Origin of the sequence: Spirosoma soli, assembly GCF_042684525.1 — a bacterium.
In the GTDB taxonomy this organism is placed as follows: Bacteria; Bacteroidota; Bacteroidia; order Cytophagales; family Spirosomataceae; genus Spirosoma; species Spirosoma soli.
The window spans coordinates 315200-328135 of sequence record NZ_JBHULN010000001.1 but is presented as its reverse complement, the minus strand read 5'-3'; the positions used below and the strand labels follow the sequence as shown (position 1 = coordinate 328135).

General features: G+C 50.1%; 13 protein-coding genes. 6 read left to right on the top strand and 7 right to left on the bottom strand.

Annotated elements, in window-relative coordinates; all coding sequences use genetic code 11:
- The first annotated feature begins 199 nt into the window (after nt 1-199).
- The 3 genes from ACFSUS_RS01310 to ACFSUS_RS01300 all read left to right on the top strand — a co-directional run bounded on the left by ACFSUS_RS01310 (nt 200) and on the right by ACFSUS_RS01300 (nt 2667).
- On the top strand, nt 200-796 hold the full coding sequence (locus tag ACFSUS_RS01310) for a fasciclin domain-containing protein (protein WP_381517985.1): 597 nt from the start codon (nt 200-202) through the stop codon (nt 794-796).
- A 190-nt stretch (nt 797-986) separates the two neighbouring features.
- The gene (locus tag ACFSUS_RS01305; RefSeq protein WP_381517982.1) at nt 987-1238 is read left to right on the top strand and encodes a hypothetical protein; all 252 of its coding nucleotides are present in this window, start codon (nt 987-989) and stop codon (nt 1236-1238) included.
- A 205-nt stretch (nt 1239-1443) separates the two neighbouring features.
- Nucleotides 1444-2667 carry a L,D-transpeptidase family protein gene (locus tag ACFSUS_RS01300; protein ID WP_381517979.1) on the top strand — a complete coding sequence of 408 codons (1224 nt, stop codon included), beginning with the start codon at nt 1444-1446 and terminating at the stop codon, nt 2665-2667.
- Between the two features lie 92 nt (nt 2668-2759).
- Here ACFSUS_RS01300 and ACFSUS_RS01295 read toward each other — a convergent pair whose 3' ends face one another.
- Nucleotides 2760-3491: a murein L,D-transpeptidase catalytic domain family protein gene (locus tag ACFSUS_RS01295; protein ID WP_381517978.1), complete on the bottom strand. Its 732-nt coding sequence runs from the start codon at nt 3489-3491 to the stop codon at nt 2760-2762.
- A 107-nt stretch (nt 3492-3598) separates the two neighbouring features.
- Here ACFSUS_RS01295 and ACFSUS_RS01290 point away from each other — a divergent pair, with 107 nt between their 5' ends.
- Together ACFSUS_RS01290 and ACFSUS_RS01285 are read left to right on the top strand one after the other, a co-directional pair.
- On the top strand, nt 3599-4342 hold the full coding sequence (locus ACFSUS_RS01290) for an EcsC family protein (RefSeq protein WP_381517975.1): 744 nt from the start codon (nt 3599-3601) through the stop codon (nt 4340-4342).
- A 120-nt stretch (nt 4343-4462) separates the two neighbouring features.
- Nucleotides 4463-5983: a GH3 family domain-containing protein gene (locus ACFSUS_RS01285; protein ID WP_381517973.1), complete on the top strand. Its 1521-nt coding sequence runs from the start codon at nt 4463-4465 to the stop codon at nt 5981-5983.
- On the opposite strand, the gene ACFSUS_RS01280 is transcribed toward ACFSUS_RS01285, so the two are convergent.
- The 3 genes from ACFSUS_RS01280 to ACFSUS_RS01270 all read right to left on the bottom strand — a co-directional run bounded on the left by ACFSUS_RS01280 (nt 5978) and on the right by ACFSUS_RS01270 (nt 8858).
- A complete protein-coding gene (locus ACFSUS_RS01280) occupies nt 5978-6613 on the bottom strand; it encodes a hypothetical protein (RefSeq protein WP_381517971.1) in 636 nt (211 codons plus the stop codon). The genes ACFSUS_RS01285 and ACFSUS_RS01280 overlap by 6 nt on opposite strands.
- A gap of 353 nt (nt 6614-6966) precedes the next feature.
- Nucleotides 6967-8145, bottom strand: a complete 1179-nt coding sequence (locus tag ACFSUS_RS01275) for a serine hydrolase domain-containing protein (protein WP_381517970.1) — start codon at nt 8143-8145, stop codon at nt 6967-6969.
- A 41-nt stretch (nt 8146-8186) separates the two neighbouring features.
- Nucleotides 8187-8858 carry a porin family protein gene (locus ACFSUS_RS01270; protein WP_381517967.1) on the bottom strand — a complete coding sequence of 224 codons (672 nt, stop codon included), beginning with the start codon at nt 8856-8858 and terminating at the stop codon, nt 8187-8189.
- Between the two features lie 96 nt (nt 8859-8954).
- Here ACFSUS_RS01270 and ACFSUS_RS01265 point away from each other — a divergent pair, with 96 nt between their 5' ends.
- Nucleotides 8955-9908 carry an EamA/RhaT family transporter gene (locus ACFSUS_RS01265; protein WP_381517966.1) on the top strand — a complete coding sequence of 318 codons (954 nt, stop codon included), beginning with the start codon at nt 8955-8957 and terminating at the stop codon, nt 9906-9908.
- Nucleotides 9909-9985: 77 nt separating this feature from the next.
- On the opposite strand, the gene ACFSUS_RS01260 is transcribed toward ACFSUS_RS01265, so the two are convergent.
- The 3 genes from ACFSUS_RS01260 to ACFSUS_RS01250 form a co-directional block, all read right to left on the bottom strand.
- Complete coding sequence (locus ACFSUS_RS01260) at nt 9986-11008, bottom strand: MlaD family protein (protein ID WP_381517963.1); 1023 nt, start codon at nt 11006-11008, stop codon at nt 9986-9988.
- Nucleotides 11009-11132: 124 nt separating this feature from the next.
- Nucleotides 11133-11888, bottom strand: a complete 756-nt coding sequence (locus ACFSUS_RS01255; RefSeq protein ID WP_381517961.1) for an ABC transporter ATP-binding protein — start codon at nt 11886-11888, stop codon at nt 11133-11135.
- A 102-nt stretch (nt 11889-11990) separates the two neighbouring features.
- On the bottom strand, nt 11991-12806 hold the full coding sequence (locus ACFSUS_RS01250) for an MlaE family ABC transporter permease (protein ID WP_381517958.1): 816 nt from the start codon (nt 12804-12806) through the stop codon (nt 11991-11993).
- Between the last annotated feature and the right edge of the window lie 130 nt (nt 12807-12936).

Sequence of the window (12936 nt, the reverse complement as noted above, 5' to 3'; positions counted from 1 at the left end):
GTTTTTGACCACATCTGACAATGCTTGACTCCGCCTGACCATACCCTAAAACTGGTCCTTTTGCTCGAATTCTGTTTTTTCTGCTATCCGAACACAATTTATTGATACGTACCTACCGTTTACTCAATTAGTCGAAGTGTGTTGCTTCGCGCTTGTCTAATTGGGCAAGCTGTATGTATCATTCACCAACTATACTCAAATGGCTAGAAAAACATGTTTCGGATGGGCTTTAGCGATTGCCCTGCTCACCAGTGTCAGCGGATCGGTTATGGCTCAGGATCAGAATACAACGGCCCAAACCGCCACGACCACATCGTCAACTACCTCCGAAAGTACAATGAAGCCGGGTGGCGCAACCGGTAAAGATTTGGCCATCAGTGCGGCTAAGTCAGCTAATCATACCATTCTATTCCGGGCGCTACGGGTATCGGGCTTGACCGAGCAGGCGGCCGGAAAAGGACCATATACTGTGTTTGCTCCCACAAACGAAGCGTTCGAAAAACTTCCTGCCGGAACGGTCGATGAGTTACTAAAGCCAGCCGCCAAGAACAGACTGGTTAAGTTGCTGGCCTACCACGTTGTGAAAGGTAAATTCACCGCCGAACAACTGCAGGATGGCCAGAAGCTGAAAACCGTTACCGGAGGCACCCTGACGGTGAGCCGACAGGGCGACGCTGTAGTAATTACCGATGGCGCGGGTGCTACCGCCAATATCAACCAGGCTGATATTGAGGCTACCAATGGCGTTATCCACTCTGTCGATACCGTGCTGATGCCTACCGCAGCCGGTAAATAACCCAAGCTAATTCGATAGTGTAACGTCGGCCGAAAGGCTGATTTATACCCCGTCAATACTAGCCCGCTGAACCAACGTTTGGCGGGCTATTTATTTTATCGATCTTCAGAATAGATAAACAATGGAATAAGTAGAGCGTTATTACAGGCAAGCGAATCGCTCATTGAGTAACCCCTAAAAAAGAAGCATTATGGCAAATCAAGATCCAGATAAGGAAGATATTCTGCGGGCGAAGCAAGCCGTTTCTCCCGCCGGTTTAGGCGACCGTTCGGACAAAGCAACGAGAATGCCGGGTAACGAACGACCCGAAGACTCACCCATTGATGGCCTGGAAACCGATCCGGAAAACGATGTAGATGATCAGGACGTATCAACAACGCATCCGAACCGAAATCGGGATGGTAAACCAAACCTCGACAAGCCAGCTTATGGCGGCACCTAAGATACATTGAACGTTTATTGTAAAAGGGCTTACCTCATGGGGTAAGCCCTTTTTTGTGCCGGTACGTTTAAAAAATCTATGACCTGCAATTTGTTGTTAGCCTATGCCCATGATTGATAGGCGGTTGCAATTGAACAACTGAGCGTATACAACTAATGATGAGTTTGCGTGGTTATATAGAGCAGATAGTACTCAACAAATGAACATGGATCAAAGAAAATTAAAGATTGGGGCTGCTGTCGTAGCTGGCCTGGTAATTTTGTTCATAGCCGGAAGGCAGTTTCTAAAGTGGCAGTCTACTCAGAAAGATCAGGCACGCGTTGAACAGGCCAACAAACAGGCCGAGAAAGAAGCTAAACAGACTGTCGCTAGCCTCCATCAACTGTGCCGATACGCCGATTCGGTGGGTATTGATACGTCTCGCTATGTTGTTGAGCCTGATGCCGATAAAGCGGAAGCAGGTGCGAAGCTGACCGCTTTGCTCATGGAAGTGCGTTACGGTAAAAAGCCTTCACGCATGACGTATAATGGCTTACCCGAAGCGGTGGATTCATCGTGGGCTAAGAAAGTGGGTACTACGGTTTCGCTAAAAATGATGACGGAGTTTGCCACGTTTGCACCTTACAATCAGCTAGCCACGTACTACAACCGACTGCGGAAGCGGGCGAAAGGAAACCCGGCTGTAAGTGATTCGTTACGCCAGATCCGGCAAACGCTTAACTTTTATCGGTACGTCAACCGCTTCAACCCCGATCAGTTTGTGATCGTTAATATTCCGGCGGGTGAGCTGAACGTGTTCGACCGGACGGGCAAGCGATTATTGCCCATGCAGGTAATTGCCGGTAAACCCGACAAACGCACACCCTGCATGACGACCTATATCAAAGATATTGTGGCCTATCCGTATTGGAATGTACCCCGTAAAATTGCGCTGGAAGAAATGCTGCCCCGGATGCAGCGCGACCTGTCGTATATCTACAATCAGAACTTACAGATTCTGGACGAGAAGAACCGCGAAGTCGATCCCGAAGAAATTGACTGGGAGGGGTTGTCAACGACCAATTTTCCGTATCGCGTTCGGCAGGCGTCGGGTTGTGAAAACTCACTTGGCCTGATAAAATTCGACCTTGAGAACCCGCTGGCTATTTACCTCCACGACACCAATAGCCGCGACCTGTTTACCCTCACCGCCGACCGCTGGCGGAGTCATGGTTGTGTACGGGTGCAGAAACCAGTCGAGCTGGCGAATCTGGTATTGGGTAAGCAAACCTTTGATGCTGGCTTCATGAATCGCTGCATGATCGACCAAAAGCCGCAAACGTTGTCGATTCCTAAACGATTCCCGGTATTCATTGCGTATAACACGGCTGATGTAGACGCAGCCGGAAAGCTGAAGTTTTACAAGGATGTATACGCGTTAAACGAATAGATAATAAACACAGAGGGTACAGAAAGAGGCACAAAGAGCACAGAGATCAGAAAACCTTTGTGCTCTTTGTGCCTCTATGTTTGAAAACTACTCTATAACGCGGCCAGCGTATTGCTTAGGTAGGTTGACTTCTTCAGATAGTCGGTATTGGGCGAATACACAAACAGGCAAGAGCCTCCTTTCACGGCCTGGATGATGTTTTTCGAATCGGCATAAGGAACGGCCGGGCAACCCTGACTGCGACCTAAACGACCGGTTTTGCGGATGAAATCTTCGCAAACGTAGTCAGCGCCGTGCAACACGATGTTGCGGTTATAGGCGTTGTCGTTAAAACCTTTTTCAAGACCTTTTAGCTGCAACGACAAGCCGTGCTTACCCATATATGTGTTCAGCGTCTGGTAAAAGCCCAGACTGGTCTGAAACGACGAGTTAATGTTGGAAAACTTGCTGGCTACCAGATCACCGGAGTTACGTCCGTGCGAAACATAGGTGTTGAATAAGAGTTTTCCTTTGATGAGATCAATGACATACAATCGCTTCTTGTTCGATGGCTGGCTGAGATCCACAATGGATAAGATGGGGTTAACGGCTCCCATTTTCTGCCAGCCGCGAAGCGCGTATTCAAAAACTTCTTTTTGTAAACCTGACTGACTCAGGTTGAGTTGATCGTACACCTCCAGGTGAGCGATGTTGTTAAAGGTGTTAGCAACTGTTTTAAGAGCCGGAGCGGGCGATGCCGTTGCTACATTACGAGTGGCTTTGGGTCCGGTGCTTGCGAAGTTAAATAAGGCAAGCGTAGCCAGAAGCAAAAGAACTTTCTTCATACCTACAAGCGGGCGGTGTTAGGAGTTTATGAGGAAATATACGACTAAAACCGATAAAATGGCGTTTTAATTCGGCCTACCTACTAGTTTTCATCAATTTATCCACCATGACACCTTACGAGCAAGCTGTTAAAACAGAGCTAACCCGCTGGCAATTAGCGATGCAGAAGCCACCCTCCGCGGTTGGTAAGCTTTCTACTTCGTTGCAACGCCGAATCAATCGGATTATTCCAAAGCGGGTACACAACATCATTACGGCCACCATCAAGCAGATGACCCGGGCTGTGTTGTTCGGGGCCGAGTTTCTAACCCGTGCTCCGGCCGAGGGGATGACGCTGACCCAACGGGAAGCGGCCGTGGCTGGCCGTATCGAGTTTTATAAGAAGGCTGGTGCTGCCGAAGGCGGGGTGACCGGGGCGGGAGGCTTACTGCTCGGTCTGGCCGATTTTCCGTTGTTGCTTGGCCTCAAAATGAAAATGCTATTCGAGATTGCTGCTCTATACGGCTACTCGGTTAGCGACTATCGGGAGCGGGTTTATATTTTATACATTTTTCAGTTAGCCTTTTCGAGCCAGGAGCGTCGGCAGGCTATTTATCGGTATATCGCCGATTGGCCCGAGCACAGCCGCCAGTTGCCTGAAGACATTAACCAGTTTGACTGGCTGACCTTTCAGCAGGAGTACCGCGACTACATCGACCTCGCCAAGATGGCCCAGCTCATTCCCGGCATTGGGGCTGCGGTTGGTATTGTGGTCAACTATCGCCTGGTAAATCAACTCGGTAAAACAGCCATGAACGCGTACCGAATGCGATTGCTGGCCGAAAACAAAACGCTCGACATGAGCCGCTAGTGCCGCCAAATCGCTCGGCTGGGGTAGTGGTTAGTCGTTTGTGGCGCACGATTACTCTGGATAACAAAGTAGGATTGATCTGGTTAATCGGGTAGCATTCATATCCGTTACCGAGTATTTATGGCAGTTATTGGCGAGTTCGTTAAAAAAGCAATTGATGTATACGGGTTTATTGCCTCGGAGCCCGATCCGGCCAAAGCCCAGCTTGCCGTATTAGAAGGTCTGTTGACTAAGGCAAAGCTGACCGCTTTTGGGAAGAAGCATGACTTCAATAAAATCTTAAACAACGTAGACATCGTTGAGGCTTTTCAGCAGGCCGTACCCATCCATGACTACGATAAAATGTATAACGACTGGTGGCATTATCTGCTAGAAGGCCATCAGAATGTGACCTGGCCAGGTGGTCAGCAATACTTTGCCCTGAGCAGCGGCACCACCAGCACGAGCAAATACATCCCTGTGACGGATGATATGCTCGACTCCATCCGGAAAGCGGGCATTCAGCAGGTCATGAGCCTTAAAAACTTCGACCTGCCCGGCGACTTTTTCGAGAAGCAGATCATGATGCTGGGCAGCAGCGTAAGCCTGATCGAGAAAGATGACCACCAGGAAGGTGAAATTAGTGGGATTAGTGCGGGTAATATTCCGGCCTGGTTCAGAGCCTATTACAAGCCGGGCGTTGAGATTGCGTCCATAACCAACTGGGACGAAAAAGTCCGTCGGATTGCCGAAGAGGCACCCGGTTGGGACATCGGCAGCCTGAGCGGTATTCCTTCCTGGATTGAGATGATGCTCAAAGAGGTCATTTCGTACAACAAGCTCAATACCATCCATGACATCTGGCCCAACCTGCAAGTGTATACCTCGGGCGGAGTAGCATTCGAGCCATACCGCAAAAGTTTCGAGAAATTACTGGCAAGACCCTTGATCTACATCGATACGTACCTGACATCGGAAGGGTACCTGGCTACGCAAAAACGACCCGACACGTCGTCGATGGCGTTGATGCTAGATAACGGTATCTTCTTTGAGTTTGTCCCGTTTTCGGACGATACCATGGACGACGAGGGCCGGGTGAAACCCGATGCTACGGTGCTAACGCTGGAGCAGGCCGAAGAAAATGTTGACTATGTACTGCTGATTTCGACCGTTTCGGGAGCCTGGCGTTACATGATCGGCGACACAGTCATGATTACGGATAAGCAACGGTCGGAGATAAAAATCACAGGCCGGACGAAGCACTTTCTGAACGTGGTCGGCGAGCAGTTGTCGGTGTACCAGATGAACCAGGCAATGCAAACCCTGCAAAAGCGGTTCGACATCGAGATTGAAGAATTTGTGGTGTCGGCGATTCGCAAAAACGGCGAATACATCAATAAGTGGTTTATTGGCTCCAACCGAGTTGTCGATGGCCAGGAGTTTGCCACTCAGTTGGATACTGAACTCCGGGAGCTTAACAAAAACTATAACGTGGCTCGTACGAAGTCGTTAAAAGGCGTCGAAGCCGAGGTGATACCCGTCGAGAAATTCCATCGCTGGAGTGAGGAATATAAAAAGCTGGGTGGGCAGACGAAGATTCCGAGGGTAATGAAAGAAGACGACTTCCTGGACTTTGAGCAATACGTTCACGGGCTGTCATAGCTGGTTGCGTTGCTGTTCCAGTTTGGCTTCTTCCAGCTTCCTGACCTGTTCCACAATGACCTCCGGCGAAACATAAAGCCGGGCAATCTTGTCTTTGTAAGCCTGCGGAAGCTCGGCATGGTCGAGAATGAAGCGCTTGGTAACGATCAGATACTTGCCGAGCCCGTGATCAACAGCGTATTGGTCGGCCAGTTGCTCGGCTTTACGGACGTAGTTAGCCGAAAACACGTAGCCAAGTCCAAAGCCAACCATGCCGATGTTACTCCGGCTTTCGTAGTCCATGATGTGGCCTAGCTCGTGCCCAATCCAGCCGATCATAATGTCGTCGGGCAACTGATGAATCGGGATGGCCGTGTGCGTCAGTTTGAACATGGCGCTGATATTAATCCGGTAAGCCCTGGCTGATCTACTACGTAACAAACTCACAAAAACGGGCTGAGCCTGCATGACCGACGACTTTATGTTTCGCCTGAAAACGAAGTCGATGGGAGTTTTCGTCAACTCCGGATAGAACGACAAAGCCGTTAACACATTCTTTCGGATGATTGAAGGAATGTGCTTATTTGTTTCAAACTGAGCAAGCTCAGGCGGAATGTCGCGCTGTTGAGTGATGATGCCGGACGTTAACATAGACGTAGTGTGCCAGACAAATAAGTAGTCTACACACTACTCTTAAATGTAATTGGCTGGCTTTTGTTCAGGGCCAGGCAACGCCGGTGGGGGTGATCCGTTATGTTCAGTCATGGACATGACTACTAATAATCAGTTTGGAACGCTACGTGGTTGGGGGAGAGAAGTTGCCCTTACTCATGCCAACAGTATTCAGAAAACCGCTGTTCGACCACTATTTATACTCAATAATCTTCGCTGGCAATAGGTGCCTAACAGCTACGCAATTAGGTAGGATAGGTGATGCGCTTGTTGTAACGCGATTGGTAACCCGCGGTATAAAAACATAGCCACAGTGCGCCCTGAAAAAAACCTTATTTCTTACGCGATGCCGCCAGGGTCTTGTAGGTTTTGTAACCCAGAAAAACGACGGCTGGATGCTGACCACCGATTGTTTTTTCGAGTATCTCCTGGGTGATGCTTAAGCCATTGCTGCTATTGGTGAAATAAATCACGGCCTGCTTACTTGTTGGATTAGCCGCAACGAAACACTTATACGCTCCGTTGTCGCCCCAGTGCCAGAAGTAATTGCCTGTAGATGCGGACTCCAGACCGAAGCCCAGTCCCCAACGAAGGTTAGTTGACAAGGTATCTTCACCGAACAACCGCTGGGGCAACCGGCTTTGCGGAGACAACATTTGATTGACGGTGCTCGGCTTAAGGCCTTTGTTGTTTAAGATGGCCATGACAAATCGGGCATAATCGTCGGCCGTCGTCTGAAGCGAATAGGCCATGTTCGCCATCTCAGATTTGAATTTCGGTTCGGGCTCACCATTGTCACCGTGCGGGAGGGCAAAATTGGCATCAAAGGCTGGGTACCATACGTAACTACTCCGGCTCATACCCAGTGGTATAAACACCCGCTCCGTCATGAGGTCGTTTATGGGCTTACCGGTTATTTTCTCCACGACTTTTTGCAGATAAACGAACCCTTCGCCCGAGTAGCTGAACCGCTCACCGGGCGTAAACAGCATTGAAAGTTGGTTCGACTTGCGGTTTTTGCGCCAATTCGGAAAGCCCGTTTTATGGCTCAAGACCATTCGGGCCGTTATTTTTTTATACCGTTCATCGTCGGCCACGTCCGGGTAGGGGAGGTATTCATACAAAGGCTTGTCCAGGTCCAGTACGCCCTGCTCAACCAGTTGCAGAACGGCGTAGGCAAACACCGGTTTGCTTAGCGAGGCCGCGTCGAAAACGGTAGCCGACGTTACCTTTTGGGTCGAGTCTGCTTTAGTCAGGCCATACCCTTTGCTGTAGGCCAGCGCCCCGTTGTTAATAATGGCCATAGACAATCCCGGTATTCGGGCACTATCCATGAGTTTTGGAATAAACTGCTCAAGCTGAGCAGGTGACAGCGTAGTTTGAGCAGTGCTGGTTGCTGTCGTCAGCCAGCTTACGATTAAAAAGGATAGAATAAGGCGGCTGATAGGAATAAGTGCTTTCATAAGAAGGGGATTGCTGATAATGACGGGTCCATCCAGCGATTGTTGCATGGAGTAAGTTGTAACCGGTCTACGCAGTAGGTACTTCGCCGTTAAAACGAGTAAGTAATCTGGGCCAGTAAACTCAACTCATTGGATGGATTACGGCTGTCTGTACTGCTGAACCGCCCCAAATTATACGTCCAGATGGGCTGGAGCATAAGCTGGTATCGGGGGGTAAGTTGGTACTGTGCCCCAGCCCCAAACACAGGCTGAAACAACGGGCTGCGTGCCGTGCCAAGTCGAAGGTTTTGAGTTGGTTCTCCACTCCGATCGGCAATGACACGGGTTACAAACGGAAAATCGATGGCAAGCCCAATTGTGAAATAAGGAGATAATCGTTCCGTTGAGGAGCGATAGTTAAGCAGGATCGGAACACGTAACGCCCGGTTGCGAATGGACATAGTTCCTTCTCCGGCGGCTGCCAGCCGAGGCTGACGAATGGTTTGCTGCACATACCAAACGCCCGTTGCCACCGACCAGCCAGGGGCATACGTGTACTGAACGGTTAGCCCAGTTATGAAGCCTGTAGCCCATTTTTTGCCATTCAAATAGACCGGTTCAACAATCTGGCCGTCGCTTTCCGGGTAAAAATACCGGTTGTTGTAACTGATGTTCGTGAAGGCGGGGGCAACCGTGGCCGAAAGAGACAGCTTTTTCTGACCGAAAGCCGCGAAACAGGTGAGGAAGAACAAGAAAAGGAATGCGTACCGTTTTTTTATCATAACGTAACCTCATTGCAGGACAGGCTAAAGATACGTGCGTAACCGATTGAGCCTGTTAACTTCGCCGGGAAATTACCCGTTTACTTACCTACGCTCATGCTCTTTTTAGGCCTTAGCATTCTGCTGTCTGTGTTGCTGTTGCTGAATTTTCGACTTTTCCCACGCTACGACGTCAATACCTTTCAGGCCATTGTGTTCAATTACCCGGTTTGTTTTCTGACGGGCTTACTGTTGCTGCCTGCTGGGCAGTCGTTCACGATTGATTTTTCTCAGACCTGGACCTGGCTGGCGCTTGGGTTAGGCGTTGGCTTTATTCTGACGTTTCTGTTGTCGGGTGCTTCAACACAACGTATGGGCATCACGGCCACATCACTGGCCAATAATCTGTCGCTGGTGATACCGGTCTGTTTTAGCCTGTTCGTGTTTCGCACGGGCGATAAAGCGGGGAGTGGCCAGGGGTTCGATGCCCTGAACTACCTCGGGTTGGTGCTGGCCGTGGTAGCCGTGGGCTTAAGTACGTATAAGAAGCCCGAAGAACCATCGCCGGAGACGTTACGTACGGAAGCCAATCTTAAACAACCTCGCCGTTTGGGAGCGTCGGTACTGCTGCCGGTTGGGGTGTTCCTGTTCTACGGAGCTACCAACACCATGATCAACTACATGAACCTGCGCTACATTCCCTCGGCCGATAAAACTGTTCAGGTTACGCTGACCATGGTTGTCGGGGCCATTGTCGCCGGGTTGCTGATGCTGGCGATACGAATCGTTCAGGGCAAAGAAACCATTCAGCCCAGAAGCCTGATAGGAGCCATTACGTTAGGTATTCCTAATTTTCTGAGCTTCTACACACTGTTGCTGGCTTTATCGGCCTTTGGGAGTAACGGCGCGTTTGTGTATCCGTTATACAACATTGGCGTCATACTGCTGGCAGCGCTAACGGCCGCATTATTCTTCAACGAAAAGCTGTCAACGGCTAATAAAATTGGCCTGGTGTTGGCCGTTGTGGCTATTGGGTTGATTTCGTGGCAGGAGTTTGGACGGCGGTTGTAAGGCAACAAAAAGCGTGTTCCCCAAGCGGGCGACTTTAGCCGCCCGCTTGGAGAACACAACAGTCTAACGCAGCAAGCTTAATTCTTAGCAGCGGTGCTGTCGGCTTTTCGTTTCGCTTCTTCCTTGGCGCGCTTCTTGAAAAAGCCGCGTAACAGAAAGTTACTTTGGGCCGCTTTAAGGTCCTCGTTTAAAAGCACCGTGCCGCTGTTCAAATTACGGAGCGTTGCGCGTAGGTTATTGGCTGTTTCCTGATCGGTGAGCAAGACCCCAAGTGGGCTGTTGGTGTTGTTGAGCTTCTCGGATGCCCGGTTGATATTTTCGGACGTCTGACTCAGATTGCCTACGGTTTGTTCGGCCGAGTTAGCTACCCCTTCGAGCTTGCTGGCGGAGCGGCTCAATCGGCGGAAGACCGTTGTGTCGGTCACCAGTTCATTGGCTAACGTGCCAGGACTATTTAATTTAGACGCAAACCGCGACACCGACCGGGTAACACTGGCCGTGTTTTCGGAAGCTTTTTCCAAATTTTGCATGGCCCTTTTGAAATTGTCGGCCACCATCGAATCCGTCAATACCGCACCTACCGTACCCTTACCCCGTCGGATATTACCCACCAGGGCTTTGAAGTCGTTGGTGACGCGGAGCAGGTTCCGGTTGTTTTCCTGTAACGTTTCCAGCACCTGATCCGAGCTCAAGGCTTCTTGGGTGCGTAGCCGGTCACCTTCTTCCACTTCGGGATGGTTGGGGGTACCACCGGTGATGAGAACGATCTTGTTGCCAATCAGACCGTCGGAGCTGATGGTGGCGCTGGCATCTTTACGGATGTACTGCTGCGAACTCTGTTCAATATCCATGTCGACTTCGACCTGGGCCGTGCTAAAGAAGCTCACCCGCTTGACGGTGCCTATCTTCACCCCCGAAAACCAGACATTGTTCCCGGCTTTCAGACCGGCAACGTCTTTAAAAACGGCAATGACCCGGATGCTCCGGGTGAAGCGCTTCTGCTGCCCGCCCAGCACAAATACTCCGGCCAGGAAGATCAGAAAACCCAGCACTACAAAGATGCCGACAATAACAGAGCGTTTATTTGATTCTGTACTCATTTGGTGCAATGATTGAATATAATGTAGGTAGTGTTAAGCGTGTAATGAGTGCAGCTAGCCATTTGTTTAATTAGATTAGTGATTTGCCATACATCGCAGCACATCACTTAGTACCCTAACTTCATTACTCCACAAAATTGTAGTTGTAAAACTGTTGTACCCGCTCGTCGGGATCGGCGAATACCTCCTCGAACGTACCCACCCGCTCAAACTTTCCGTCCAGGAGCATAGCGACCCGGTCGCCGGTGGCTTTAGCGCAGGTCAGGTCGTGGGTGATGATGATAGAGGTCGCCTTATAGCGTTCGCGGACTTCGTTGATGAGATTGTTGATCTCGATACAGGTGATGGGGTCGAGTCCGGCGGTAGGTTCATCATAGAGCATAATCTCTGGTTTGAGAATCAGCGTTCGGGCAATGCCAATACGTTTTCGTTGCCCACCTGATAGCTCCGACGGCATCTGGTTGATGGTCTGCGACAGTCCCACGTCATCCAGGGCTTCTTCAACAGCGCGGTCAATGTCGGCCCGGCTCAGGTTACGGACATTACGTACCAGCGGAAACTCCAGGTTCTCCCGGATGCTCATACTGTCGTACAACGCACTGCTCTGAAAGGAGAATCCTACCTTCTGCCGAAACAGGTCCAACTCCCGACCCCGTAGTTGCTCAACATCCTGACCAAGTACCCGCACTTGCCCGGCATCGGGTTTCAGCAAACCAACAATAATTTTTATCAATACCGATTTACCCGTGCCGGAGCGCCCCAGCACCACCACGTTTTCGCTACGGTTCACATCCAGATCGACGCCCCGCAGTACATGTAAATCGCCAAACGACTTGCGCAGCCCCCGGATAAAAATGACCGGATCAGTTGGTTGGTTCATGAATAAAGAGACTATACAGTTGTAAAGTCATTGAGTGGTATAGTTGGTATCAGACTGGTATCGCGGACTTGGTAGTCAACTATATAACCCTGTAACTATTTTTTAACTTCCCCGAATAGCGGCCACGATCTGGAGTGAGATCAGTTCTTCGATGAACACCAAAAACATCGACGTTACCACCGCAGCGTTAGCGGCCTTGCCGACGCCCTCCGTGCCTTTCGAGGAGTGGTACCCTTTGTAACAGCCCACCATGCCAATCGTAAAGCCGAAGACAATCGACTTCAGCACGGAGGCAAAAATATCCAGGTACGTGATAGCCCCAAACACCTCTTGTATATAGCTCGTGAAGCTGGTTTGCTCATTCTGATTAACGTTGATGTAGGCCCCAATGAGCGCCACAAAAATCGTATACATCGTTAGAATTGGAATGGTAAACGACGTAGCCAGCACGCGGCTTACCACCAGGAATTTGAACGGGTCAGTGCCCGATACTTCCATGGCGTCGATCTGCTCCGTTACGTTCATCGACCCTAACTCGGCCCCAATACTTGACCCTACCTTACCGGCTGCAATCAAGGCCGTAACCAGCGGCCCGAGTGCCCGAACAATGGCAATGGCAATCAGCGACGGTAGCCATGAGGTAGCGCCAAACTCCGATAACGAAGGCCTCGACTGATTCGTGAATACGATGCCGGTGATAAAGCCCGTAGTTGAAATGAGCAGCAGGGAGCGATAGCCAACTTCGTAACATTGCCGAATGATTTCCCTAAATTCATAGGGAGGCAGTAACATTTCCCGAAAGAAACGGACAACAAACGCCAGTACGTCGGCTAAATCAATAAAAAGCTTGTCCATCCGTCGGCTTACAACCGGGCGACTTGCTTCGTTTTCAGTAGTTTTGGTGGTGTCAGACTGCATTCAAACACTGGATATAGGCCAAATATAGGCCAAGCGGATTGGTATCCGCTCAGATGTACCTTAATAACTGATTTGTACGGCTAGGGTTTATTTTACCTAATGTCGTATACGTCTCTCCGATTGGCAATGA

What these genes read in the sequence shown, in the direction of transcription:
- ACFSUS_RS01265 (WP_381517966.1), top strand. Translation starts at nt 8,955, where the DNA reads ATGCTCTTTTTAGGCCTTAGCATTCTGCTGTCTGTGTTGCTGTTGCTG.
- ACFSUS_RS01280 (WP_381517971.1), bottom strand. Translation starts at nt 6,613, where the DNA reads ATGTTAACGTCCGGCATCATCACTCAACAGCGCGACATTCCGCCTGAG.
- ACFSUS_RS01285 (WP_381517973.1), top strand. Translation starts at nt 4,463, where the DNA reads ATGGCAGTTATTGGCGAGTTCGTTAAAAAAGCAATTGATGTATACGGG.
- ACFSUS_RS01250 (WP_381517958.1), bottom strand. Translation starts at nt 12,806, where the DNA reads ATGCAGTCTGACACCACCAAAACTACTGAAAACGAAGCAAGTCGCCCG.
- ACFSUS_RS01255 (WP_381517961.1), bottom strand. Translation starts at nt 11,888, where the DNA reads ATGAACCAACCAACTGATCCGGTCATTTTTATCCGGGGGCTGCGCAAG.
- ACFSUS_RS01270 (WP_381517967.1), bottom strand. Translation starts at nt 8,858, where the DNA reads ATGATAAAAAAACGGTACGCATTCCTTTTCTTGTTCTTCCTCACCTGT.
- ACFSUS_RS01305 (WP_381517982.1), top strand. Translation starts at nt 987, where the DNA reads ATGGCAAATCAAGATCCAGATAAGGAAGATATTCTGCGGGCGAAGCAA.
- ACFSUS_RS01310 (WP_381517985.1), top strand. Translation starts at nt 200, where the DNA reads ATGGCTAGAAAAACATGTTTCGGATGGGCTTTAGCGATTGCCCTGCTC.
- ACFSUS_RS01260 (WP_381517963.1), bottom strand. Translation starts at nt 11,008, where the DNA reads ATGAGTACAGAATCAAATAAACGCTCTGTTATTGTCGGCATCTTTGTA.
- ACFSUS_RS01290 (WP_381517975.1), top strand. Translation starts at nt 3,599, where the DNA reads ATGACACCTTACGAGCAAGCTGTTAAAACAGAGCTAACCCGCTGGCAA.
- ACFSUS_RS01295 (WP_381517978.1), bottom strand. Translation starts at nt 3,491, where the DNA reads ATGAAGAAAGTTCTTTTGCTTCTGGCTACGCTTGCCTTATTTAACTTC.
- ACFSUS_RS01300 (WP_381517979.1), top strand. Translation starts at nt 1,444, where the DNA reads ATGGATCAAAGAAAATTAAAGATTGGGGCTGCTGTCGTAGCTGGCCTG.
- ACFSUS_RS01275 (WP_381517970.1), bottom strand. Translation starts at nt 8,145, where the DNA reads ATGCAACAATCGCTGGATGGACCCGTCATTATCAGCAATCCCCTTCTT.